Origin of the sequence: Rahnella sp. PCH160, assembly GCF_047784855.1 — a bacterium.
GTDB lineage: Bacteria > Pseudomonadota > Gammaproteobacteria > Enterobacterales > Enterobacteriaceae > Rahnella.
Map to the genome: position 1 here is coordinate 144,803 of NZ_JBLOGT010000003.1, position 22,884 is coordinate 167,686.

At 48.4% G+C, this 22,884-nt stretch carries 23 protein-coding genes and 1 pseudogene; 15 read left to right on the top strand and 9 right to left on the bottom strand.

Annotated features, from left to right (window positions below; all coding sequences use genetic code 11):
• Positions 1-9 precede the first annotated feature (9 nt).
• A complete protein-coding gene (gene istA, locus ACM5QY_RS26215; RefSeq protein WP_416121155.1) occupies positions 10-1,554 on the bottom strand; it encodes an IS21 family transposase in 1,545 nt (514 codons plus the stop codon).
• Between the two features lie 383 nt (positions 1,555-1,937).
• Between istA and ACM5QY_RS26220 the strand changes: the two genes are divergently transcribed.
• From ACM5QY_RS26220 to ACM5QY_RS26230, 3 genes are all read left to right on the top strand, one after another.
• Entirely contained in the window at positions 1,938-2,666 is a 729-nt protein-coding gene (locus ACM5QY_RS26220; protein WP_416123581.1) for a tyrosine-type recombinase/integrase, read from the top strand.
• Between the two features lie 472 nt (positions 2,667-3,138).
• A complete protein-coding gene (locus tag ACM5QY_RS26225) occupies positions 3,139-3,420 on the top strand; it encodes a type II toxin-antitoxin system RelE/ParE family toxin (RefSeq protein WP_416123540.1) in 282 nt (93 codons plus the stop codon).
• Positions 3,420-3,722, top strand: coding sequence for a HigA family addiction module antitoxin (locus ACM5QY_RS26230; protein ID WP_416123541.1), 303 nt, complete (start codon positions 3,420-3,422; stop codon positions 3,720-3,722). The genes ACM5QY_RS26225 and ACM5QY_RS26230 overlap by 1 nt, the downstream gene beginning before the upstream one ends.
• 22 nt (positions 3,723-3,744) lie before the next feature.
• On the opposite strand, the gene ACM5QY_RS26235 is transcribed toward ACM5QY_RS26230, so the two are convergent.
• A complete protein-coding gene (locus tag ACM5QY_RS26235) occupies positions 3,745-5,382 on the bottom strand; it encodes a hypothetical protein (RefSeq protein WP_416123542.1) in 1,638 nt (545 codons plus the stop codon).
• Positions 5,383-5,864: 482 nt separating this feature from the next.
• On the opposite strand from ACM5QY_RS26235, the gene ACM5QY_RS26240 reads away from it, so the two are divergent.
• From ACM5QY_RS26240 to ACM5QY_RS26255, 4 genes and pseudogenes are all read left to right on the top strand, one after another.
• Positions 5,865-6,773 (top strand): ATP-binding protein, encoded by a 909-nt coding sequence (locus ACM5QY_RS26240; RefSeq protein ID WP_416123582.1) that lies wholly within the window; start codon positions 5,865-5,867, stop codon positions 6,771-6,773.
• Positions 6,725-7,225, top strand: a complete 501-nt coding sequence (locus ACM5QY_RS26245) for an ATP-binding protein (RefSeq protein WP_416123583.1) — start codon at positions 6,725-6,727, stop codon at positions 7,223-7,225. Before ACM5QY_RS26240 ends, ACM5QY_RS26245 begins: the two co-directional genes overlap by 49 nt.
• A 15-nt stretch (positions 7,226-7,240) precedes the next feature.
• Complete coding sequence (locus ACM5QY_RS26250; protein ID WP_414068369.1) at positions 7,241-7,453, top strand: KTSC domain-containing protein; 213 nt, start codon at positions 7,241-7,243, stop codon at positions 7,451-7,453.
• A gap of 165 nt (positions 7,454-7,618) precedes the next feature.
• Positions 7,619-8,023: pseudogene (locus ACM5QY_RS26255) on the top strand (transposase); the annotation flags it as partial.
• Positions 8,024-8,155: 132 nt separating this feature from the next.
• Here the strand turns inward: ACM5QY_RS26255 and ACM5QY_RS26260 are convergent.
• The 6 genes from ACM5QY_RS26260 to ACM5QY_RS26285 all read right to left on the bottom strand — a co-directional run bounded on the left by ACM5QY_RS26260 (position 8,156) and on the right by ACM5QY_RS26285 (position 14,061).
• A complete protein-coding gene (locus tag ACM5QY_RS26260; protein WP_416123543.1) occupies positions 8,156-9,544 on the bottom strand; it encodes an ISNCY family transposase in 1,389 nt (462 codons plus the stop codon).
• Positions 9,545-9,841: 297 nt separating this feature from the next.
• Positions 9,842-11,044: a pyridoxal-phosphate-dependent aminotransferase family protein gene (locus ACM5QY_RS26265; RefSeq protein ID WP_416123584.1), complete on the bottom strand. Its 1,203-nt coding sequence runs from the start codon at positions 11,042-11,044 to the stop codon at positions 9,842-9,844.
• A 63-nt stretch (positions 11,045-11,107) separates the two neighbouring features.
• The gene (locus ACM5QY_RS26270) at positions 11,108-11,845 is read right to left on the bottom strand and encodes an amino acid ABC transporter ATP-binding protein (protein ID WP_416123544.1); all 738 of its coding nucleotides are present in this window, start codon (positions 11,843-11,845) and stop codon (positions 11,108-11,110) included.
• Positions 11,823-12,512, bottom strand: coding sequence for an amino acid ABC transporter permease (locus ACM5QY_RS26275; protein WP_416123545.1), 690 nt, complete (start codon positions 12,510-12,512; stop codon positions 11,823-11,825). Before ACM5QY_RS26275 ends, ACM5QY_RS26270 begins: the two co-directional genes overlap by 23 nt.
• Entirely contained in the window at positions 12,512-13,186 is a 675-nt protein-coding gene (locus tag ACM5QY_RS26280; RefSeq protein ID WP_416123585.1) for an amino acid ABC transporter permease, read from the bottom strand. Before ACM5QY_RS26280 ends, ACM5QY_RS26275 begins: the two co-directional genes overlap by 1 nt.
• A 56-nt stretch (positions 13,187-13,242) precedes the next feature.
• The gene (locus ACM5QY_RS26285; RefSeq protein ID WP_416123546.1) at positions 13,243-14,061 is read right to left on the bottom strand and encodes a transporter substrate-binding domain-containing protein; all 819 of its coding nucleotides are present in this window, start codon (positions 14,059-14,061) and stop codon (positions 13,243-13,245) included.
• 158 nt (positions 14,062-14,219) lie between these two features.
• Here ACM5QY_RS26285 and ACM5QY_RS26290 point away from each other — a divergent pair, with 158 nt between their 5' ends.
• From ACM5QY_RS26290 to ACM5QY_RS26315, 6 genes are read left to right on the top strand one after another with little or no spacing between them, the layout of a single operon-like run.
• The gene (locus ACM5QY_RS26290) at positions 14,220-14,504 is read left to right on the top strand and encodes a (2Fe-2S)-binding protein (RefSeq protein ID WP_416123547.1); all 285 of its coding nucleotides are present in this window, start codon (positions 14,220-14,222) and stop codon (positions 14,502-14,504) included.
• Positions 14,491-15,906, top strand: a complete 1,416-nt coding sequence (locus ACM5QY_RS26295) for an FAD-dependent oxidoreductase (RefSeq protein WP_416123548.1) — start codon at positions 14,491-14,493, stop codon at positions 15,904-15,906. Before ACM5QY_RS26290 ends, ACM5QY_RS26295 begins: the two co-directional genes overlap by 14 nt.
• A complete protein-coding gene (locus ACM5QY_RS26300) occupies positions 15,903-17,045 on the top strand; it encodes an NAD(P)/FAD-dependent oxidoreductase (protein WP_416123549.1) in 1,143 nt (380 codons plus the stop codon). Before ACM5QY_RS26295 ends, ACM5QY_RS26300 begins: the two co-directional genes overlap by 4 nt.
• A gap of 22 nt (positions 17,046-17,067) precedes the next feature.
• On the top strand, positions 17,068-18,009 hold the full coding sequence (locus tag ACM5QY_RS26305) for a dihydrodipicolinate synthase family protein (protein WP_416123550.1): 942 nt from the start codon (positions 17,068-17,070) through the stop codon (positions 18,007-18,009).
• Positions 18,010-18,027: 18 nt separating this feature from the next.
• Positions 18,028-19,452, top strand: coding sequence for a dihydropyrimidinase (gene hydA, locus ACM5QY_RS26310; RefSeq protein ID WP_416123551.1), 1,425 nt, complete (start codon positions 18,028-18,030; stop codon positions 19,450-19,452).
• A gap of 9 nt (positions 19,453-19,461) precedes the next feature.
• Complete coding sequence (locus tag ACM5QY_RS26315) at positions 19,462-19,680, top strand: FmdB family zinc ribbon protein (protein ID WP_416123552.1); 219 nt, start codon at positions 19,462-19,464, stop codon at positions 19,678-19,680.
• A 41-nt stretch (positions 19,681-19,721) separates the two neighbouring features.
• Here ACM5QY_RS26315 and ACM5QY_RS26320 read toward each other — a convergent pair whose 3' ends face one another.
• Complete coding sequence (locus tag ACM5QY_RS26320; RefSeq protein WP_416123553.1) at positions 19,722-20,372, bottom strand: GntR family transcriptional regulator; 651 nt, start codon at positions 20,370-20,372, stop codon at positions 19,722-19,724.
• Between the two features lie 447 nt (positions 20,373-20,819).
• Here ACM5QY_RS26320 and ACM5QY_RS26325 point away from each other — a divergent pair, with 447 nt between their 5' ends.
• Positions 20,820-21,851, top strand: a complete 1,032-nt coding sequence (locus ACM5QY_RS26325) for an IS630 family transposase (protein WP_416123554.1) — start codon at positions 20,820-20,822, stop codon at positions 21,849-21,851.
• Positions 21,852-22,026: 175 nt separating this feature from the next.
• Positions 22,027-22,839 (top strand): hypothetical protein, encoded by an 813-nt coding sequence (locus tag ACM5QY_RS26330; RefSeq protein WP_416123555.1) that lies wholly within the window; start codon positions 22,027-22,029, stop codon positions 22,837-22,839.
• Positions 22,840-22,884: the final 45 nt, after the last annotated feature.

Consider the following 22,884-nt stretch of genomic DNA (forward strand, 5'->3'; position numbering starts at 1 on the left):
TTCCCTGTTTCAGTGGAAGTGGCGTGAGCCACGGATGTTTTCATGTTCCTGAGGAAGTTCCTGAGACGGATGCAGATCGCCGTCCGCCGGAACAAGGTCGCGATTATTTTTCAGTATCGATTTTATCTGCTTCAGTCGGGTTAGCCCCTCAGCATTAGCCAGCCGGCAGCTGTTGTTGACGCGCTCAGAAGGATACTCGCGCGTCAGGCTCAGTAACCCCAGACACAGGCGGTAGGCCTGCTCCGAATGCGCTTTTTCCACCAGACGCTCACTGACCCACTTGAGCGTGTCGGAGCCCACGCCTGCCGCCCAGTTTTTCAACCGCTCTGGCGTCCACTGCTGATGGTGGCGATGACGCTCCGGCATATGCTCTGCTGCGGTGCTGTTACCGGGATGAAGACGCCGCGGGTGACTGGTGATCATCAGGCCCTCAGCCCAGACCTCCAGCAGGTTGTCGAAGGCATGAAGTTCCACCGTTTTGCCGACGTACTGATGCGGCACAGAGTAATGGTGCTGTTCATATTCAACGTGATAATCGATATTCACTTTCGCTTTTTTGATGTGCCGGTAGCGCCACGGCTGTACCGGTAACGGCCTGAGCGCAGGTTTGTCCAGCCTGTCGAAGGCTTCCCGGCGGTTGCCGGGCAGTTTTTTAAAGGGGCGTTCGTTGAGATCCGTAACCAGCGTACGGATACAGTGGTTCAGTTCTGCCAGCGAGAAGAAGACCTGATGCCGCAGTCGGGCCAGGATCCAGCGCTCAACGATCTGAACGCCAACTTCCACCTTCGGCTTGTCTCTGGGTTTTCGGGGGCGGGCCGGTATTACCGCGACCTGATAGTGCTCCGCCAGTTGCTGGTAGGACGGATTCAGTTCGGGATCGTAGCGACAGGCTTTATTAACCCCGCTTTTGAGGTTATCAGGGACCAGGATTTCGGGAACGCCGCCGAAGAACTCCAGCATCCTGACGTGGCTGAGAAGCCAGTCCGGTAGCGACTGTGTATACGTGGCCTCCGCGAAGGTATAGTTTGATGCCCCCAACACCGCCACAAAGATCTGAGCCTGCCGGCACTCACCGGTTTCGGGTGAGATAACCGCCACCGTGGGCCCACAGTAGTCGATAAAGCATTTTTCACCAGCGAGATGCTGTTGGCGCATGGAGCGCTTCTGTGACTGGGACCAGGTCTGGTAGCGGCAGCAGAACTGTGAGTAGCTGTACGCCCGGATCGGCATCCGCTGACAATACTCTTCCCACAGAAGGTGGCGGGTGACGCCTTTCTTACGCAACTCCATATGGATTTTAGCCCAGTCAGGATCTTCCAGCGCACCGGGACGACTGTCAGAGTCCGGATACAGCATGCTGGCAAGCCTGGGCTCTGACATCCCCTCTGGTAACGGCCAGGAGATCCCGGAGGCCTCAAGGCGTTTGAGCATTTTCTGGATGGCACCTGTGCTGACATCGGCGCACTGGCTTATCTGACGGAATGACAGGCCGACCTCAAAACGCAGCCTTAAAATTTCATGGATTTTACGCATTGCGATTCTCTTGTTTGGCATATATCACCCCCTGTAATGAAAGGGATAGATATAGCAGCAAAAATCAATGCGTTAAGAATGATTCTGGAAACGTGAACAGCAATTCCGGTCAGGTGAACACCGATTCTGGCAAAATGAACAGTGATTCTGGCCATGGTGCAAAATCGTGGTATTTTCCGTCGGAATACGCGTTCACGCGAAACCAGAAAGTGCGTTCACGTTCTGCCAGAATGAGTGTTCACGATAGGCCAGAATATGCACTGCCGAAATACCATGACATCAATGATTAACCGGAGACCATCGTGCCTGGGCCCGGAGTCCCCAAGAGTGAGGCTATCCCTATGACCGAACCTACTCAGTTTCCCGTCCTGCAGGGGCAGTTTCAGACGGTAGCCGCTGTGCCTATGCCGGCGACGATTGATTACCCGGCCGCGTTGGCCCTGCGCCGCATGGCCCAGGCCCACGGCGACATGCCGGAGTACCTGCTGGCCGTGGAGGTGGGCGCACTGCTGCATTATCTGCCGGATCTGTACCAGCAGACCTGTGTCGATACGTTGTGGAACACCGGCGCGCGCATTAACGAGGGGCTGGCACTGACGCGGGCGGATTTTACCCTCACGCCGCCGTATCCCTACGTATCGCTGGCCACGCTGAAGCAGCGGCAGGAAAAGGCCGCGCGCGGACCGGGCGCGCCGTCGAAAAAGATCGTGCCACACCGGCTGGTCCCGCTGTCCGATAACCAGTATCTCAACCGGCTCAACAGCATGATTGCCACACTGCGCATTCCGCTCGAGCGCAAAAACAAGCGCACCGGCCGCATGGAGCCGGCGCGGATCTGGGAGGTGACCGACCGCACGGTGCGCACCTGGCTGAACGACGCGGTGGCCCGCGCCGCCGGTGACGGCGTCACGTTCTCGGTACCGGTCACGCCGCACACGCTGCGGCACAGCTACGCCATGCACATGCTGTACTCCGGGGTGCCGCTGAAGGTGCTGCAGGGGCTGATGGGGCACAAAAGCATGAAGTCCACCGAGGTCTATACGCGGATATTTGCGCTGGACGTGGCGGCGCGCCACCGGGTGCAGTTCTCCATGCCCGGCGCCGACGCGGTGGCCATGCTTAGGCAGACGTAATGATGACGTTGCTCAGCATCCTTTCCAGAAAAACGCGGTTCCTTTGCCGACGAAGAGAGACATAATCATATCGTTACAGCTGGGATCCGATCAGAAGAATAACTGTGAGCAATTAACACGAAGTAGTTTGTGGCAAATGCGGGGCAGAAACGACAGGAATAAATCGGTGATCGGTCAGGATGTGGATTGGGGAAATAACGAAATGTGCGTAAAAATCAAAATGGCGGCGGCATCCGCAACGCGCCCGGAACGGTGCCGCCGCCGGCCGCAAGGTATGCAAGCCCGCAGCCCACGGGGATTATAGCGGATAGGACGGGCGAATACAGGCCATTGGGGAGAATCACGGAAATCCCCAAACGGGTAAGGGAGGCCCGAGCGTTTGCCTTAGTCGTAAAGAATCAGTAAAAAAAATGTTTCCCACCAGGAAACACATGCTATACTGTTTCCTATAAAGAAACAGGAACCCATTAACGTGATAAAAAGCTGGAAGCACAAAGGGCTGCAAAAACTCTATGAAAAAGGGGACGTAAGCGGTGTGCAAGCTAAAGATGCTGAACGCATTAAACTCCGCTTACTCGTACTTGATGAGGCAACAACCACCGACGACTTTAGGCTTTATCCAAACTTTAAATTACATCCACTAAAGGGTGATAAACAAAATCTGTATTCGATAACTGTTCGTGCGAACTGGCGGATCACCTTCGAATTTAGAGACGGGGATGCCTACATACTTAATTTAGAGGATTACCATTAATGGCCATGTTCAATCCACCGCACCCAGGCGGATTAATAACGGAATATCTTGAAGATTATAATATCACGCTGCGTTCACTGGCCCGAGATTTAGGCATTTCACCATCGGCTTTGAGCAAGGTAGCAGCAGGTAAAACGGCGATCAGTCCAGAGATGGCGGTACGACTGGAGGCTGGTTTAGGTATAGCCGCCCGCCTTTGGCTTGCTATGCAGGCAACTTACGATCTTAGCAAAGCGCGTGAAACTGTGGATATTTCGCATGTTGTTCCATCCCCACATGCACAAACTCCGCTAATACATTAAATGAGCCTCGCTTAAGCGAGGTTCATTTTCCTGGCTTTTTCAGTGCGGCAAGAAATGCATGGGCTAACGCATGGCTTGAGACATCAATATCTTTTGCTCTGTTGTTAATGGCGCTTTGAATGTCGGGTGTTTTTGTGATCTCTCTCTTTATAGACAGAGATACAGTGTTTTTTTTAACGGGTAATGAAAACGCTCCAATTAATTGTTTATTTACATACAACATAACTTCACTTTCACTATTTCTTCTGATACGGATATTCGTTCCAACGGCACGTAAATCAATATCCAATTGGCGTATGGCGAGTTTATGGGACTTAATTATGAGAGGGATTTCAACGGTTTTAAATATTAAAGAGACCAATAACTCATCCAGTGAGATAAGCTTAAGAGTTAAGACCTTTACCTTAATAAGTGATGTGTCATCCAAATGCCTGAGCAGTTCCCCATCATTTTCTTTTATCAAAGAGGATAAATCATAGTGATAATTCATTTTCTCTTGGGATTTATTGATGGAAAGTATCTTTTTTCTATAAACAACACTTCCATTATATCGCAACTCACCATTTTTATCTTTGGTCAGCAAAAGACGAGAGTCTGTCCCATTTTCAGTCATAAAGCTTTTTATGAGAAAGACAGAAGTACTTTTATTACGAATGCTATTAATAAATGTCTGATTCCGTCTGAATTTAATATCTTGCGATACTACGGTTATGCGTTCTCCTTTATACATTCCTTTCAGGATAAGGTGATCGTCTTCTGAATGTGTGGTTGTTATAATTAAAAAATAGTCTTCATATTCTTCTGCTCGTACTAACTTATCCGTTTGTGGATCTAAGTCAAATCGACAACCTGTTTTTTTTCCGAAAAAATATAAATTAATGTTATCATTTATATTATTACAACAAATATATGGTGTATCTTGAATGCTAAAATGCACATCCATTACTTTGTTTAATATATGGTAAGTATAGTCTTTTTGACCAAATTTAAATTTTAACGTTGTGTTAACTTCATCCCTATTGAGAGAAACGTCATAATTTATAATAGGTGAGTCCAGATCATCATTACTTTCTGCATAGAACTTCACCTTTTCATGTTTTTTTAATTCATCAAAGTGAGTCTGGTACATTTTTTTTCCATTATGTACCTGCACTGAAGAACGTTTTCTAGGATTAATAAAGCATAACATTGTGCAAATAGCATCAGGTGAACATTTAAAGCGCAAGAAGGTACTGGCATCGAATTCAAAGCGTATGATTTTGTCCCCATCACAAGCCTGGATCCGTATTCCTCCACCTGATAGATTTATAGCCTTCTGTATTATAACGGGATGCCAGCCCTCCTCTTTTTTAGGGATGTTTAGTACATTCGGCTTATCCTGTGCAGCCAGATAGCAGGGATGCACTGGCCAGGGAGGACCTAGGAAATCGAACAATACCCGAGCTCCATTTTGGTTTTCATAGTAAAAAACATACATCCCGCACTCATTACATTTAACATTTGGAACTACAAAAGAAGTCAGCGAGTCATAGCGTCTATTTTTTACATCATACTTAGGGGTGCGATTTTCATGTTGATACTGTCTCTCTGAATCAATGACATCATCAACGGTAATAGGTCGTACTACGCCGCCTATTCTGCGAAATATTAGCTTGCTCACAGTCACCCCTCGAAACATTATTTATTAGGTTTCAACGCCAAATTTTTGGACATTTCCGGCGAAGAATTCTTTAATGAATTTCCGGAACGTCAATAATACCATCTGCAATACCCTGCTCCAGAAAGCTTCATCAATGATGGTAAAGTAAAATCCTCCGGATCATATTAGATATAGAAATTATATTTTTTTATTTTTTCTATACTCTTCTTGCTGTTTTTTTTATTACATCTTCTTCACTATCACGCTTAATTTTTTACCGCATTGTGACGTAAAAATACTAAGCAAGAAATAGAAAAGAGGAAAAAAACGAACATATAAAACTCAAATATACCGTACATGTACAACCTCCCTATTAAATTTCTACGTTTGAGATTCGTATTCCCCTATCACTTTCTTTATTGCGTTACTTCCGTAAGGCGATAGCGGATCGCAATTAAATTATCATCTATAATGATGGTGAAAAGGATGCCGGTTCCATTGAAATTGGAAAACATTCTTCATCTGAAAATTTAGGTGTTTATGTAGATACTCATAACTTAATTTTACGTCACTGTGGTATTTTAGGCTCAACCGGTAGCGGGAAGTCAAATACTACCGTCAGTATTTTGAAATCTATTCTACATGGTTATGTTGGCTCAAGAATTATATTGGTTGACCCACACGGTGAATATGCTTCTGCATTTCCTGATGCCAAAGTACTTCGAATTAACGAAGTAGCATCCCCATTGGTGATACCATTTTGGCTTATGACCTTTGAAGAACTTGCCTATTTTCTTGTAGGTGCTGATCATCGCGATGAACAAAGAATAGAATATCGTTTACTGAGAGATCTTGTAACAAAGCTTAAGAAAGAAAACTTAAATTTAAAAGCTGGGATTGTTAATGAAAATCTTATCACAGCCGACTCACCTATTCCATTTAGCGCTAGGCAGCTATGGTATGAGATGAATTGGTTACTTAATGCATCATTTTCTTCTGCAAAGAAAGATGAACAAACTAGAGATACAGCAAATGAACTGGCTGCTGGGGATGCAGAAACATTGACTCCGGCAACCTTTGAAGCATATGTAATGGGCAATATAGCTCCATATAAATCTCAACACGCAGAGTATTTTTCTTATGAAAAGAAATTACTTTCTCGACTCAGAGATACCCGATACGATTTTCTGTTCAATCCAGGTGATTACAAAACAGCAGATTCAGAAAAAGATTTGCATGATTTACTAGCTGACTGGATAGGCTGTGAGCAGCGATTAACAATACTAGATCTTAGCGGTGTACCATTTGAGGTGTTAGATATAACCATAGGCTTGATTACAAGATTTGTTTACGACAGCATGTTCTGGGGCGTAAAGAGTCATATACCGGTAAGCAAAGGCCACTACTCTTAGCATTCGAGGAAGCTCATACGTATTTAGGGAAAAATGACAAGAGTAATTATTCAAAATCCGCAGTTGAAAAAATATTTAAAGAGGGGAGAAAATTTGGCGTAGGAGCGCTAGTCATTTCTCAACGCCCCTCAGAGTTGTCAGAGACTATAATTTCCCAAATTGGCACGTTGATAGCTCTTAGGCTTACCAATTCAAGTGATCAATCTATAGTGAAATCATCAGCCCCCGATAATCTAAATAGTCTTATGGATCTTCTTTCATCTTTGCGTATAGGTGAGGCAGTTATTTCAGGTGAGGCTATAAAAATTCCATCTAGAGTTCGATTGAAATTGAATCACCCAAGACCAACCAGTGAAGATCCAAAGTTAATTGAATGTTGGACAAAAACATTTCCTCTCGATGCTGATAATTATAAAATTGTTGTAACTAAAATACGTGAACAGAAAATATAACCAAAGGAGTGTAAAATGGAACGAAGAGGTATTTCATCAAGCATGATTCGGAGTATCGGGTACGACGAATCTATTTCTACATTAGAAATTGAATTTAATAGTGGTGCTGTCTGGAACTACTATGATTTCTCGCTTACAAGTTGGTACGAGTTTGATGGGGCAGAATCACACGGTAAATTTTTCCATAGCTTCATAAAGAATAATTATCGTGAGTCTCAAGTAGGATAACTTATAAATGAACTGCCACCGAATCATAACAGTGGTCGGTGGTAGTCACTGATTGCATCTTATTATGATAGAACAACCAATTGTTTAATAAGGTTTTTATTTTATTTCCTGTCGCTTAGCGTAGGTTTTCGCCCCATTGGCCCTCAAACCCCTAAAGCTGGGATACTTACAGTGAGTTGGTCGATAGGAACACGCCCGGACGCAAAACTGGTGAATGGCATGCTCGACGACGCGCTCGATACGCTCAGAGAAAATGAAAAACCGGTGATACATAGCGACAGAGGCGGCCATTATCGATGGCCGGGTTGGTTGGATCGTATCAATGCATCGGGTCTTAAAAGGTCCATGTCGCGCAAAGGTTGCTCATCGGATAACGCGGCGTGTGAAGGCTTCTTCGGGCGGGTCAAAAATGAAATGTACTATGGCAGAAACTGGGCGAGCACGACGCAGGAAGAATTTATCTGCTTCCTGGATAGGCACATACGCTGGTATAACGAGAAGCGAATTAAAATATCATTGGGTGCAATGAGTCCAGAGAAGTATCGGCAACACCTTGGGATCACAACATAACGAGTCCAACAAAACATCCGCATCTCCTAAGCGGACATCTCAATTTAGCTACTACAAATTTTGTTTAGGCTGGTTTTAAATGTCCGCCTTTTGGCTAAGTTAAAATGTCCGTCTGATAAAGCACCGTCTGGTTTAGCCAGGTTTGCCAAAGATGGATTCTGACTGCGTTTGTAACTGCGTCAAAGCTTCCAGAATGTCGTCCTGATTCAGCGAGCGCTGAGACTTCTTGCCCGGTGATTTTTTTCTTCTCGATGCTTCTCCATCCTGACGTGGCAGTGCCTGCGAGCGCGTGTTGTCCCGCTGTTCCTGCACCAGTTTTATCATCTGCAGCGTCCGGCCCAGCCGCTTGTTGTCCACGATGGCTCCCTCATCAATGTCCCCCAGCCGGTCATAAGTGGTAAAGGGTAGGGAAGTCCCGTTTGCCCGCAGCTCAATCGTGCCATTCGGGTATTGCCAGACCTCTGCGTATTTTCCCTGTAAACGACGGCTTAGTTCGTTATCCTCTAACAAATACAATACCTTATCATATTGTAATGTCAGGCTTTTTGAGATGCGGCGCGGTTCACGCCATGTGAAGATAGCATCCAGATCATCCTCCATTTCCAGCGGCCGGTGAACGTCAAAGTCATGCCGCGGCGGTTTGGCAAAACGCCGGTTATAGTCGGCCATATATTCATCGGCAAAGGCATTGGCGGCTTCCGGTGTGCTGATATTCCTCAAACGCAGCTCCTTCACCAACCGATCCTGCAACGTAAGATGTGCACGTTCAACGCGCCCCTTGGCCTGGCTGCTGTTGGCACAAATCCCCGTAATGTTCAGTGTCTCCAAAGCCCGACCGAACTGAGTCTGGCCGCTGCCACCGTGAGCGTGAGGGTTGTTAATGCGAAAAACGCTGGCCTTGTCGCTGTAAAATGCCAGGGGACGTCCATGACGTTCAAGATAGGCGCGGGTGGCGTTGAAATAGGTGAACGTGGACTCGCTGTGGACAAAGCTAAGCATCATCAGCCGGCTGGTTGCGTCATCGACATACACCAGCAGCGTGCATGCAGGGCCGCGATCCTCGAACCAGTGATGATCGCAGCCATCAATCTGAACCAGTTCACCGGTGCAGGCGCGCCGATAACGGGGCTGATGGATTTTAGGCGCCCGAAGCTTACGTGGGATCCATAATCCTGACTGAGTCATGAGCCTGCGGACAGTCTCTTTAGCGAGAACCAGATCATGCAGTTCAGCCAGCTTCTCGCAGGCCAGCGTGGGGCCAAAATCAGCGTAGCGTTCACGAATGATGGACAGCGCAAGCTCAGCAACCCCAGGCTGCAGCTGATGATTACCACGCATGCCGCGGCGGCGGTTAGTGATCGAAAGCGGGCCTGACCGTCGGTAACGTTCGAGAAGACGACGGCAGTGACGGTCGGTGAGTTCGAGGAGGCGTGCAGCTTCACGCTGCAGCAGAGTGTGATCGTGAACGCGCTGAATGATGCCGAGCCGGTATAGATCTTTATCTGTCATGGTCACCAACATAAAGTCTGCATCCTGAGCTGAGACTGGGAGATTTAAGACTAGTTCAGGGACGACATCTGTGAATTGTTAGACACGACATTAGCGCTTTGGAGTAACATTGGAGTAACAAATTTAGTTCGGATAATACTTGTTATGTTAAATGAGAAGTGTGCTTTTGGTTTTAATCTTTACCTTAGCCATACATCCCCCAAGGAGCATTTTTGTACTGCTTGGGGTTAATACTCAACTGTGACTCGTTTGGATTGTCTCAAGAAATACCATCAGTTCGTTAGCTATGGCTTTAAGATGCCTCAAAATCTACACAGTGTGACTGGCTGAAACTTTTCCATAGAAATCCCACGAAGCTTCCAGTGATTTACCCTGAACCGTCTTAAAACCAAAACGGTTTAATGTAGCTTCCAGCGCAGCGAGAGTTTGCAGCACACAATCTTTTCGGGCGTTATAACCCATGGTGCCAATTCGCCACACTTTCCCTTTTAATGGGCCAAATGAGGTGCCGATTTCGATGCCAAAATCATTTAACATGCACTCCCTGACTTGCAGATCATGCAGGCCTTCAGGAATGTTAATGCCCAGCACGTTATTCATTTTATGAATGGGATCACCGAAGACCTCCAGTCCCATCGCTTCAATGCCAGCACGTAATGCATCGCCATGCAGTTGGTGTCGTGCAACACCTTCATTAATCCCTTCGTTCAATATTAACCGAGCACATTCGCGAGCCCCATACAGGGCCGAGGTCGCCTCTGTATGGTGATTGAGACGTTCACTGCCCCAGTAATCCATGACCATTGCGAGATCAAAATAGTTGGACGAAATTATCTGTTCATCTCCGTCATCATGACTGGCATCGCGAATGCCCTGCTCCACATGGCGCCGTCGTTGAATCGTGTCTGCCATGGCTTCACTTAACGTAATGGGGGATGTTCCAGCTGAACCACCAAGGCACTTTTGCATTCCGGCAGAGACGGCATCTAATCCCCAGGCGTCGGTTTCAAACACATTACCGCCGAGACTCGCGGTGGCGTCGGTATAAAATAACACGCCGTACTGCTGACAGATGCCCCCTAACTCGTCCAGCGGTTGCAGCATGGTCGTAGAAGTATCACCATGAACAGTGAGCAACAGTGCTGGCCGAATGCGTTTAATCGCATCTTCAATCTGATCAGGGGCAAACACCGTTCCCCAGGGCGTTTCGATGGTATGTACTTCAGCCTGACAACGCCGTGCGATTTCACACAATAAGTGGCCAAAACGGCCAAAAATCGGTATCAGGACTTTGTCACCTGGCCGGATCGCGGAGACCAGAATGGCTTCAATACCAGCACGTGAAGTGCCGTCGACCAAGAGCGTCCATGGGTTGTCAGTGCGGAAAACGGAACGATATAGCATCATGACGTCATTCATATACGCTGTCATCGCAGGGTCATATTGTCCAATAAGCGGAGCCGACATAGCGCGTAACACGCGAGGATCTGCATTGATCGGACCGGGCCCCATCAAAAGCCGCTGCGGAGGATTTATCTGACTGAAAACATGCTTGTTCAAAGAATATTCCTGCTGTTAATGACGTAAAATTTTACTGACGAACTGGCGAGTGCGTTCATGGGTAGGCGCATCAAACATCTGTCGTGGTGATCCGGTTTCAACTACCTGGCCATCAGCCATGAACACCACCTTCGATGAAACCTCACGGACAAAACTCATTTCATGGGAAACGATGAACAGGGTGATCCCTTCAGAAGCAAGCTCACGGATGGTATCAAGCACTTCGTTCACCATCTCCGGGTCAAGCGCTGCCGTCACCTCATCCAGTAGCAATATCGTGGGCTTCAACGCAAGAGCACGCGCAATCGCCACGCGCTGTTGTTGGCCTCCAGAAAGCTGGTCCGGGTAAGCATCAATACGATGCGACAGCCCTACACGTTCCAGTAAACGACGCGCGTCCTGTTCCACCTGCTTTTTTGGCCAGCCTTTAATTTTGGTCGGGGTGATCATGACGTTTTCCAGCACCGTCATATTCTGAAAAAGGTTGTATTGCTGAAATACGATAGCAATCGACTCACGTAACTGACGCAGCTCACTTTTGCTGGTGTAATTTACGGGTTTATCTTTCAGCAGAACCTGGCCCTCTTTTGGCAGCAGTAATCCCATAAGCACGCGCAGTAGCGTACTTTTGCCGGAGCCAGAAGGGCCAATCAGACTGACAATATCGCCCTTCTCAACGGATAAGGTGACGTTCTCCAGTACCGGCTGATCGTTATACGCGGCCTTTAAATTAATGATGTCGAGCTGTGGCAATTTTTCTCTCCAGACGCTTACCCAGACGCGATAATGGATAAGACACAATAAAATAAAGTATAAGAACCACGGCATACACCAGCGTGGCGGAATAGCCCTTGTCGGACAGGATTTTACTGGCGGAGGTCAGTTCCATTACGCCAATCTGCGAAGCCAACGTTGTGTCTTTGATATACATAACGAAGAAGCTAAAGGTAGGTGCAATAACCACGATCATGGATTGAGGAATGATGACGTGGCGTAGCATCTGCAGGTACGAAAAATTCAGGGTAACTGCAGCTTCCCACTGATTAGGGTGCACCGACTCCAGTCCGCTTCGGATGATCTCTCCCAGATACGCTGCTGCAATAATACAGACGCTGATCAACGCGACGGTAAAGGTAGAGAAACGGAGTCCGGAGTACTGGCTGATGAAAAACACCAGAAATAACGTCACCAGAAAGGGAATGCGTCGAAAAATAAAGAAGTAAACGTGAACCACGCTGCGTATCGGTCCAAGGATGGCCGCTTTCGTGTTAATGACTACCGCCAGTACAAAGCCTGCCAGAAAACCAATCAGGCATCCAAATGCCGACAGCGCCAGGGTGATACCCAGCCCCTTAAATAACAGCAGCAGGTTGTAGTACGAGAACAGTCCCGTGATTTCAGCCCAGTTGATGTAACCCATCAAAATACTCCCGTCCTGACACGGAACAGATAACGTCCCATAACGGCTAAAGCAAACGTCGCGAGAATAGTTATCGCGATATAAATTACCGCTGCAACTGAGAAGGATTCCACTGACAAATAGGTTTGTGAACTCAGGTTATAGGTACGACCGGTGAGCTCTTCAACGCCAAACATGGAGGCCATTGAGGTCCCCAGCGTCATGACGATGAACTGGTTGGAGAGTGGACGGAACATCACTTTAATAACATGGGGAAGAATGACGTATCGAATGACCTGGATACGAGAGAAACCCAATACTTCCGCTGCTTCAATTTCCAGACGCCGTACCGAGTCAAACCCGGCGCGTTGAATTTCACACAAATAGGCACCAGCATTGAAGGTGGCGCCAATCAGTACAGCCGTAAAGGGCGACAACAAAATCCCCACTTCCGGTAGCGCAAAGAACAGAAAATAGATCTGCACAAGCTGAGGGGTGTTAGTAGCAAAAATCACGTAACCATTAATGCACTTTCCTGTCACCTTTGGACCATAGCGGAGGATGCTGGTACAGAACATCGCAATTATCATACCCAGCGCGAAAGCCAGCACCGCAAGTTGCAGGCTTATCCAGGCTCCTCCTAACAGGTATGGTAACTGGTTAAGAATGGGAAAAAAATTCAGATTCATCAGCACGGCGCTCAAGCAAGGGCGTCCCGGAATGCGGACGCCCGATGTAATTGAAACGAAACTCAGTATTTCGTTGGCGAGGCGGTCGGATCATGCAACATGGCGTGACCAAACCATTTATTCCAGCTGGAGCCGATAAACCCAGACTGATGAAGTGCGGCAATCTCAGTGTTTAGTTTTTCGCGGAGTGCTGTATTGCCTTTGCTGACTGCGATGCAGTCATAATCCACTTCGATAGGCTCATCGACGACGTGCCATTTAGTAGGGTATTTTTTGGTGTAATCCAGCATGAAATCGAGCACATCAATCAGAGCATCTGCGCGCCCTTGCGAAATGGCCCGCACCGCATCCGGGTAGTTATCGAGGATCAACAGCTGTGCCTTAGGGATATTATCCTGAATATATTTGATTGGGGTTGTGCCGCGGACCTGCACCATTTTCACGGATGGGTCATTTAAATCCTGCCATTTTTTAAACGGTTTTTTTTCGGTAGTGAGAATGCCCAGCACTTCGGTATTGACCGGATTGGTAAAATCCACCACTTTCATGCGATCGTCATTACGCGTCATTCCGCCCATCACCGCATCGATTTTATCCGACATGATAAAGGGCACACGGTCGTTCGATCCCACAGCAACCAGCTCCAGTTTGACACCCATTGCATCGGCAATTTTTTTGGCCACTGTCGCATCGAAACCTGAAATCTGATTCTTATCGTCATACACCCCCAGCGGCGGCAAATTCGGGTTAACGCCGACGATGAGTGTTTTAGATTTCATGATTTCTTCCAGCGGTCTTGCGTTGGCCGGTGTTGCGCTCATCAATGCGCTGGCAATGCAACCTGCCAAAGCCAGCCTTCCCAACATGCTAATTTTATTCATTATTTAACTCCTGAGATTAACTGATTGCTTACCCTAGTGTTGGCAAATTACCAACGATATAAGTTTCGTATGCTTTACATATACGATTAATATACGATACCATGCGTTCCATCTTGTCAAGCCTCAATGAGCAGTTGTCGACCAGAAAGGAAGACTTTATGCAGCACATTTCAGGAAAAAACGTTCAGTTCGTTTTCAACAATCAGGGATATATGGCGTTACCAGGCCAGAGTATTGCCGCCGCGCTTTTTTCCAGCGGCGTCAGAACGTTGCGCTTTAGTCCTCATCTACATCAGCCTCGAGGAATGTTTTGCCTGATGGGTTCGTGTCAGGAGTGTCTGGTCATGGTGGAGGGTAAGCGGGTTTTAGCTTGCAAAACTGAGGCCAGGGCGGACCTGATTGTTTATTCAGTGCTGGAAATTGATCCTTATGAATCATTATGACCTGATTGTGCTAGGCGCCGGCCCGGCAGGGGTATCCGCCGCGTTAATGGCTGCAGCAAAAGGACTGCGTGTCGCATTGTTTGATGAAAATGAGGCCGCAGGCGGACAGGTTTACCGTGCGCCAATCTTGTCTGACCAAAAAATGGATGGCTCTGAAGTCAGGACCGGCGAAAACCTGCGTGATGCTTTATCGCGAAGCAATGTCCGCTCCTTTTTGGGGCATGTCGTGTGGGCGGTAACGGGTGACTACCGTGTGGATGCACTTGGACCGGAAGGTTCTGTTTCTTGCACTACCCACATGCTGCTGGTGGCTACCGGCACCACAGAGCGTGTGGTGCCGTTTGAAGGATGGACGCTGCCGGGAGTGATAGGACTGGCAGCCGCAACGATCTTACTCAAATCACAACGTACCCTGCCGGGTAAAACCACGCTTGTAGCGGGCTGCGGCCCCTTGCTGGCGGCGGTAGCAGGCGGAACCCTTAAGGCGGGTGGAGTGGTAAAAGCGATTGTCGATATTTCGTCACGCAGCGAGTGGCTTAAAAACGCGTCTGCGCTACTGAGCCGCCCAGCCATATTTAAGCAAAGCCTGAATTACAGCCTGCCTGTCCTACGGGCCAGAACCCCGATCTATTCACGCCATACGCTGGTAAAAGTGACCGCGCAGGGTGAGCAGTTACTGGCCGAATTTGCCCCCTGTGATGCCTCGGCACGCCCTGTCACCGGCCGACATATTGAGATTCTGGTGGATTGTGTTGTCGTGGGACACGGCCTGACGCCCTCTTCCGATGTCACGCGCTTACTGCACGCAAAACATCACTATTCTCGTGCCGCAGGTGGCTGGATTGCGCAGACCGATGAAAACGGTCAGACCACTCGTGAACGGTTGTTCGTTGCGGGTGATAGTGCGGGGATTCGGGGTGCCGCTGCAGCGACAGAACAGGGTAAGCGAGTCGGCCTAGCCTGTGCCGCTTTGCTTCGCGGTGATGACTCCCCCGCTTCTGAAGCACAGACCATCAATAAAGCCTGGCAGCAGGCCGCGGCTTTTGGTCAGAAAATGGCGGCGATGATGGCGTTACGTGAGGGGCACGTCACCGCTATTCCGCCGGATACGGTGGTATGCCGCTGTGAAGACGTGACGCGTGCTGAGATTGAACAGGCTGGAGAGGCGGGAGCGCATGATGTTAACCAGTTGAAAGCCTGGACACGCTGCGGGATGGGCCCATGCCAGGGAAGAACCTGTGGTGATATTGCCGCCGAAATTTTAGCAACAAAACTGGGCGTGACGCGTGAAACCGTCGGGATTTTCTCGCCCCGCACGCCGCTGCGCCCGCTGACCATCAGTGATATGACCGGCGAGTACGACTACGCGGATATTCCTATTCCTAAGGCGGCGCCACTGTGAGCGGACTTTTCTCTTCTTCACACTTTGATGTGTGTATCGTCGGTGGCGGCGTGATGGGGTGCTCAACCGCCTTGTTTCTTGCGAAAGCCGGGATGCGCGTGGCGGTTTTGGAGCGCAATGCCCTGTGCCGGGGCGCATCTGGCGTGAATGCCGGAACGTTAACCCTGCATATGACCCGGGCAGCACTGGTGCCTTACGCAATGAAAGCCTGGGAAATGTGGATGCGGCCGGAAACATGGCTGGGTCAGGGGGTGTTGGCAACGCCTGTGCCTGGCTTATCCCTCGCCTTTACGGATGCCGAAGTGGCGATGCTGGAGGAACGAGCCGCCGCACGTCGTGAATTTGGTGCAGATATCTCTGTGATTTCACCGCAGGCAGCAATCAAGGTCGACCCCAACATCAACGGTTCGATAAAGGCCGCCGCCTTTTGTGAGATTGACGGCTTCGCCAGCGCTTACCTCACGGGTCGTGCGTTTCACTCGGCGCTGCGCGACGCCGGTGTGACCATCATTGAACAGTTCTCGGTCGGCCATATTGAACAGCAAAAAGTGGGCTACCGCGTTTCAACTGAAGATCGTAGCCAGAGCATCAATGCTTCTCGGTTAGTGCTGGCGGGCGGCGTGTGGCTGGAACCTATGCTGGCGATGATGGACATCACGATACCGGTCAAGACACTGATAAATCAGCTGATCGTTACCGAAAGAATGCCCCCTGTTATGCGCTCTGTATTGAGTATCGCTAACGGACTGCTCTCTATGAAGCAATTTGCCAATGGCACTGTGGTCATTGGTGGTGGCTGGCAAGGCATCGGTTCCCGTGAGTTGGGCGGGAGAGAAACCATCCCTGAGAACCTGATCGGCAACTTGAGGCTGGGGCAACACGCCGTCCCGGCGCTGGCTGCCGCCAGGGTCTCACGCATCTGGCTGGGGCTGGAATCAGAAACGGCCGATGCCATGCCGATGATAGGTTCAATTGCACAGCATCCGGAATTGTATGTGATTGGTTGCGTTCACTCCGGTTATACCAGCGGACCTTATATGGGCAAGCTGCTGGCACAACAGATTTTAGGTCAGCAGCCAGAAATGCCGCTGTTTGATCCCTCACGACTCCTGCCCAATGTTGACAACGTGGTCGCTTAATAATCCAGAGGCTAATAATAAAATGAAAGAGTTACACCACTACCAGGGTGTGTATGCAGCCACGGTCTGTCCAATGGATGAATCTGGCCGTCACATAGATGAAACGAACCTCATCGCGCATTTACAGCAGATTTCGCGGGTGCCCGGCATACGTGGCCTGTTAATTAACGGCCATGCGGGTGAGAACTTTGCACTTACCCTGGAGGAAAAACGTCGGGTAATCACACTGGCCCGGCAGGTATGCCCACCGGAGACTCTGCTGGTCGCCGGTCTTAACGCTGAAGACAGCTATGACGCCCAGGCGCAGGCAGACGATGCCAAAGCTGCCGGCGCTGATGCCCTGCTGCTTTTCCCGCCCTACTCCTGGACGCTCTCTACGGATGATAAAACGGTACTTAACCATCATCGAATCGCCAACGAGAACGCCAGTCTACCGATGATGCTTTACCAGGCCGGCGTCGGTTGCGGCGGGATGGCTTATCCACCCGCTTTACTCAAACAGTTGGTGTGCTTGCCCCATGTCGTCGCAGTTAAAGAAGGAAGCTGGGAAACGGCAACCTATGAGGCAAACCTGCGGCTGGTTCGTGAAGTTGCGCCACACGTGGCGGTGATGGCTTCTGGCGATGAACATCTCCTGACCTGTTTTACCCTGGGTACTGACGGCAGCCTGGTCAGTCTTGCTGCTGTGGTGCCGGAACTGGTGGTAGCGCTCTATAACGCGGTGCAGGAGAAAAATCTGGCCGAAGCACAGCGCCTGCATCAGTTCGTCTATCCGCTGGCGAAAGAGATTTACGGCACGTGGCCCGGAACCCATGCAAATGCACGCCTGAAAGCCTGCTTATATCTCGCCGGACATCTTCCCCATGCGATGCCACGTCCACCTGTGCCACCTGTTGATGACGCACAGCGCGAACGGTTAGCGGCAGCGCTGGCCTTTGCACAATCCTTTACCGTTACCTCTTAAGCATAAGCGGAGAACTACATGACCAGCACTCTGATTCGCGGTGGGCGGATTATCACGGCAGTGGATGACTATCACGCCGATATTCTCATCGAAAATGAAAAGATCGTCAGTATTGGACTGAACCTGCAACCTGTCGCAGGCTGCCATGTCATTGAAGCAGCCGGCATGATGCTGTTCCCGGGCGGCGTGGACTGCCATACCCACATGGAAAACACTTTCGGCCCCTCGGTGACGGCGGATAATTTCAAATCCGGGACTCGATCAGCCGCCTATGGAGGCACGACGACCATTATCGATTTCGCCTTACAGGAGCATGGCACCAGCCCATTACAAGCCATTGAACGTGCGCAGGCGAAAGCAGATAACGTCGCCAGCATTGATTATGGTTTCCACGTCATTATTACTGAGGTGGATAAGCAGGTACTGGAGGATATGCGCTATGCCATCCGTCATGAGGGCGTCTCCAGTTTTAAAATGTTTATGGCATATCCGGGTACGGTGATGTCCGACGACGCCGCTATCTTCCAGGCTATGCGTCTGGTCGGTCAGCATGGCGGAATGGTGGCGCTGCATGCTGAAAACGGCACCATCGTGGAGTTACTTATTCAGGAAGCACTGGCGCAGGGACACACCTCCCCGCGCCATCATGCCCTTACGCGCCCCGCACTGCTGGAAGGGGAAGCGACACATCGCGGGATCAAGCTGGCTGAGCTGGCGGAAGCGCCGGTCTATTTTGTTCACCTTTCAGCCAAGGAAGCGTTGAAGCATGTAGTGGAAGCGCGTGACCTGGGTATCCCGGTGTTTGCGGAAACCTGTCCACACTACTTATTCTTTGATGAGTCTTCTTATGCAGACAGCGATGAAGCCGACAGCTTTGACGGGGCACGCTTTGTTATGAGCCCCCCATTGCGTTCCAAAGAAGCGCAAAACGCTCTGTGGACGGCACTGAAGACCGATGATCTCCAGCTGATTTCGACAGATCACTGTCCCTATTGTATGAAAGAGGGGCACTTAGGAAAAATTAATCAGAAACCGCTGGGCGCGAATAATTTCTCTAAAATTCCCAATGGCGTACCGGGCGTAGAGACAAGGATGACCGTCGTGTACGACGGCGGAGTTCGTAGTGGTCGAATCTCGTTAAACCGTTTTGTTGAACTGATGTCTACTGCGCCGGCGAAGCTGTTTGGTCTGTTCCCCCAGAAAGGCACGATTGCCGTGGGAAGTGATGCCGACATCGTGATCTTCGATCCCAATGAAAAACACACCATTAGTGCAGCAACGCAACACAGCGATGTCGATTTCACGTTGTTCGAAGGGCATCAGGTGCAGGGAAAAGTGAAAAAAGTAATGTTGCGTGGTGAGCTGTTGGTCAGTGATGAACAATGGGTGGGTAAAACCGGACAGGGCCGCTTTATAGCGCGCGGTGAAGTGGGCAAATGGTAGGAGAATACGATGCCTTATTATGACTATCTCTGTACAGACTGCGGCACATTTGAACTGTGCCGTTCAGTTGCTGTGCGTGATGAACCAGCGCCCTGCCCGATCTGCCAGAAGAACGCCGATCGCAAGCTCAGCTTTCAGTCGGTGTTATTGCGCAGCAAACCCGGGGCCCAGGTGCGTAACCCGTTACATGTTGAGGGTTGCCCCTGCTGTCCCGGGCAAATCAAATAATAGGTAATGAAGGGTATGCACTGCGGCATACCCTTATGCAATTAATTGCCTTCAGTCAGCCTTTTCATCACGAAAGCCGACAGGTTTCGGAGGTGCGTCCTGACGGCCTGGCTGGCCAGCGAGGGATCACCACTTTTCCAGGCATTAAGAATCGCAAGGTGTTCTTCCCGATCTTCTTCGATGCGGTTAAACGGTGTGATCAGTTCAAACATACGGCTCTGAGTGCGGGCATGCTCAATCATTCGGGCCAGTACCGCATTGCCTGAGTGCTGAGCGAACAGTGTGTGAACCTTATCGTCAACCTCCCAGTAGGCTTGCTCAGGCTGGCCTGCCGCAAGTGACTGAACCTGGACGATAAGTTGTCCAATGACTTCCGGTCCTATCTTGCTTAGGGAAAGGGTAATAGCTTCCGTTTCCAGTAGTTCACGTACCTTCATGGTCTGAAAATATTCCTGTGCGCTGATAAAGCGAACGGAATAAGAACGACCGCTACCCCGGACAAGTAAACCTTCACCTTCAAGTCTCAGGAGTGCTTCTCGCAAAGGGGTACGTGAAATGTTGAGTTCTTCAACCAGTCTTCCCTCCACCACTGCACCACCACTACGAAGGGTTTTTTCGAGGATCATTCGTCGCAATGTCTGATAGGCCAGTTCGCCTAACTTATCTACGGAGGATTGTTTGACTGCGGTCACGTAACGCTCATTGATGATGAAGGAATTTAGTGAAAGTATACATTACATATACGAAGGGAAAAAGTATAAAAATCTGAGAATTAACATTGCGACTAATCGATCTTTTTTGGTCAATTAACGGTAACAAAACTGGCAACTTAGGGCTTCAACCCGATATTACCCACTGAATGTTAAACCACATGCATTGCAACGAATGTTCGCTGAAGGGATGAATTTTCTCCCGTAGATTAGATTTGATAGGACTACTCAACATCATCATTATGTTAAATTCCAATCATTCAACTGCATGTTCTTTTTCCTCAAAAAATTCCAGTACAGGCTTTCCTCTCCTCTGGAACTCTCATCTAAATAGCTGTTCCAAATAGTAGATCACCAGAAGGGAACTCAGTCCGATTTAAGCGATCTGATCAATCGCTGAATATCCCAAATCACCAACCGGACTGAGTCATGCCGATCATAGCACCGATACCCAACGCCGAAAGGCGTCTGATGCAAAAAACCATCCATAAAACATGTGATAAAAACCATGCCCGCAGACTCACCGCGCTGTTGATGCTTCATCGTGGGGACAAGATAAGTGACGTTGCCAAAACGCTTTGCTGCGCACGTTCATCGCTGGGACGCTGGATTAATTGGTTCACAATTAACGGGCTGGAAGGCCTGAAATCATTACCCTCAGGCCGTGGGCGACGCTGGCCGTTTGAGCACATTTGTGTGCTGTTGCGTCAACTGATTAAGCATTCGCCGGAAGATTTTGGTTATCAGCGTTCTCGCTGGAGTACTGAACTGTTAGCAATAAAAATCAACGAAATAACCGGGTGCCGTTTGCATGCTTCAACCGTTCGCCGCTGGCTTCCCTCTGCCGGACTTGTCTGGCGAAGAGCGGCCCCCACGCTGCGTATTCGCGACCCGCATAAAGAAGAGAAAATGGCCGCTATCGCAGAGGCGCTAAGCGAGTGTAGCGTCGAACATCCCGTGCTTTACGGGGATGAGGTCGATATCCATCTCAACCCCAAAATAGGTGCTGACTGGCAGCTACGTGGTCAACAAAAGCGAGTTATTACGCCAGGGAAAAACGAAAAATATTATCTGGCTGGCGCGTTGCACAGCGGCACAGGAAAAGTCAGTTACGTCGGCAGTAGCAGTAAAAACTCTGGGTTATTTATCAGCTTGTTAAAACATCTAAAAAGCACGTACCGGCGGGCAAAAACGATCACGCTGATCGTTGATAACTACATCATCCATAAAAGTCGTGAAACGCTTCGTTGGCTGAAGAAGAACCCAAAATTTATTGTTATTTATCAACCAATCTACTCACCGTGGGTGAACCACGTAGAACGGTTATGGCAGGCATTACACGACACAATAACCAGAAATCATAGCTGTCTATCGATGTGGCAATTACTGAACAAAGTACGGCACTTTATGAAAACGGTAAGCCCATTCCCTGGCATGAAGCACGGTCAGGCAAAAGTGTAGCGATATTAGGATCAGCTATTTAGTAACCCGTGGCGTTATGTCGAAGTAGAAAGTACTAAGCAGAGTGATTTTTAGCACTTAAATTCGTAAGTAATTAATGCCATGTAAATACTTATAGTAATGACAATATGATTAATGATATATATAGTAAAAAAGACTATGTTGGTGAGGTTTTATGGACTTAAAAAAATTGACTGTCACTGAACTTATACAGATAAACCAGCATACATTAGATGAGCTGGAACGGAGATCAATTTTAAAGATAAGAAGTAATCCGATAACCGAATATACATTTTGGTTAGTTAAAAATAAAATGAATATGGCTCTTAAACCTTCTTTTGGTGAAGGATACGACTTCAAAACATCCGATGGTCGCAAGATTCAAGTAATGGCTAAAAGAAATCAATTAAAAAATAACGCAACAATGATTGGTGTAATCAGTGAACGTGAATTAAGACAGATAGATGATTTTTTGATTGTAATTTTTAATGGTGATATGAGTATTGATCTCGCATTGATGATTCAGAATAAAGCAATAATGAAATTTGGGGTGTACAACAAATTTCACAAAGGTTACACACTTAGAATTAACACGGCTTTAATTAATGACGAGAGTGTACGAGATATAAAATTAGTGTTATGTGATAAATCAAGTTGTAATGTATACATTGAAAGATTTAAATCAGAAAGTATTGTTCGTGATCTTAAAATAGTGGGTAAACGAACATTTGTAGAATACTATCAGTACTTTCTTGATGAAGTGGATGTGAATTATATAATTGAAATTATGCTTATCGAAAATATTAACTGGAAGCAAGTTACCGCTCGCACGAAAGCTAACAAAATGAAAAGTATCTTCAAAAACAATGATTGTTGTGAAGTACTAAGAGTAATAATCGATTCGATCAATCCACTAGTGACTCAATCGACAAAGCAAAAAGCGAAAGTATTGCTAGAAAAAACTACGGAATTGAATGAGATTAACTAAAATATCATTTAATAGTCTGTTACACATAACAACAGCATCATCTTA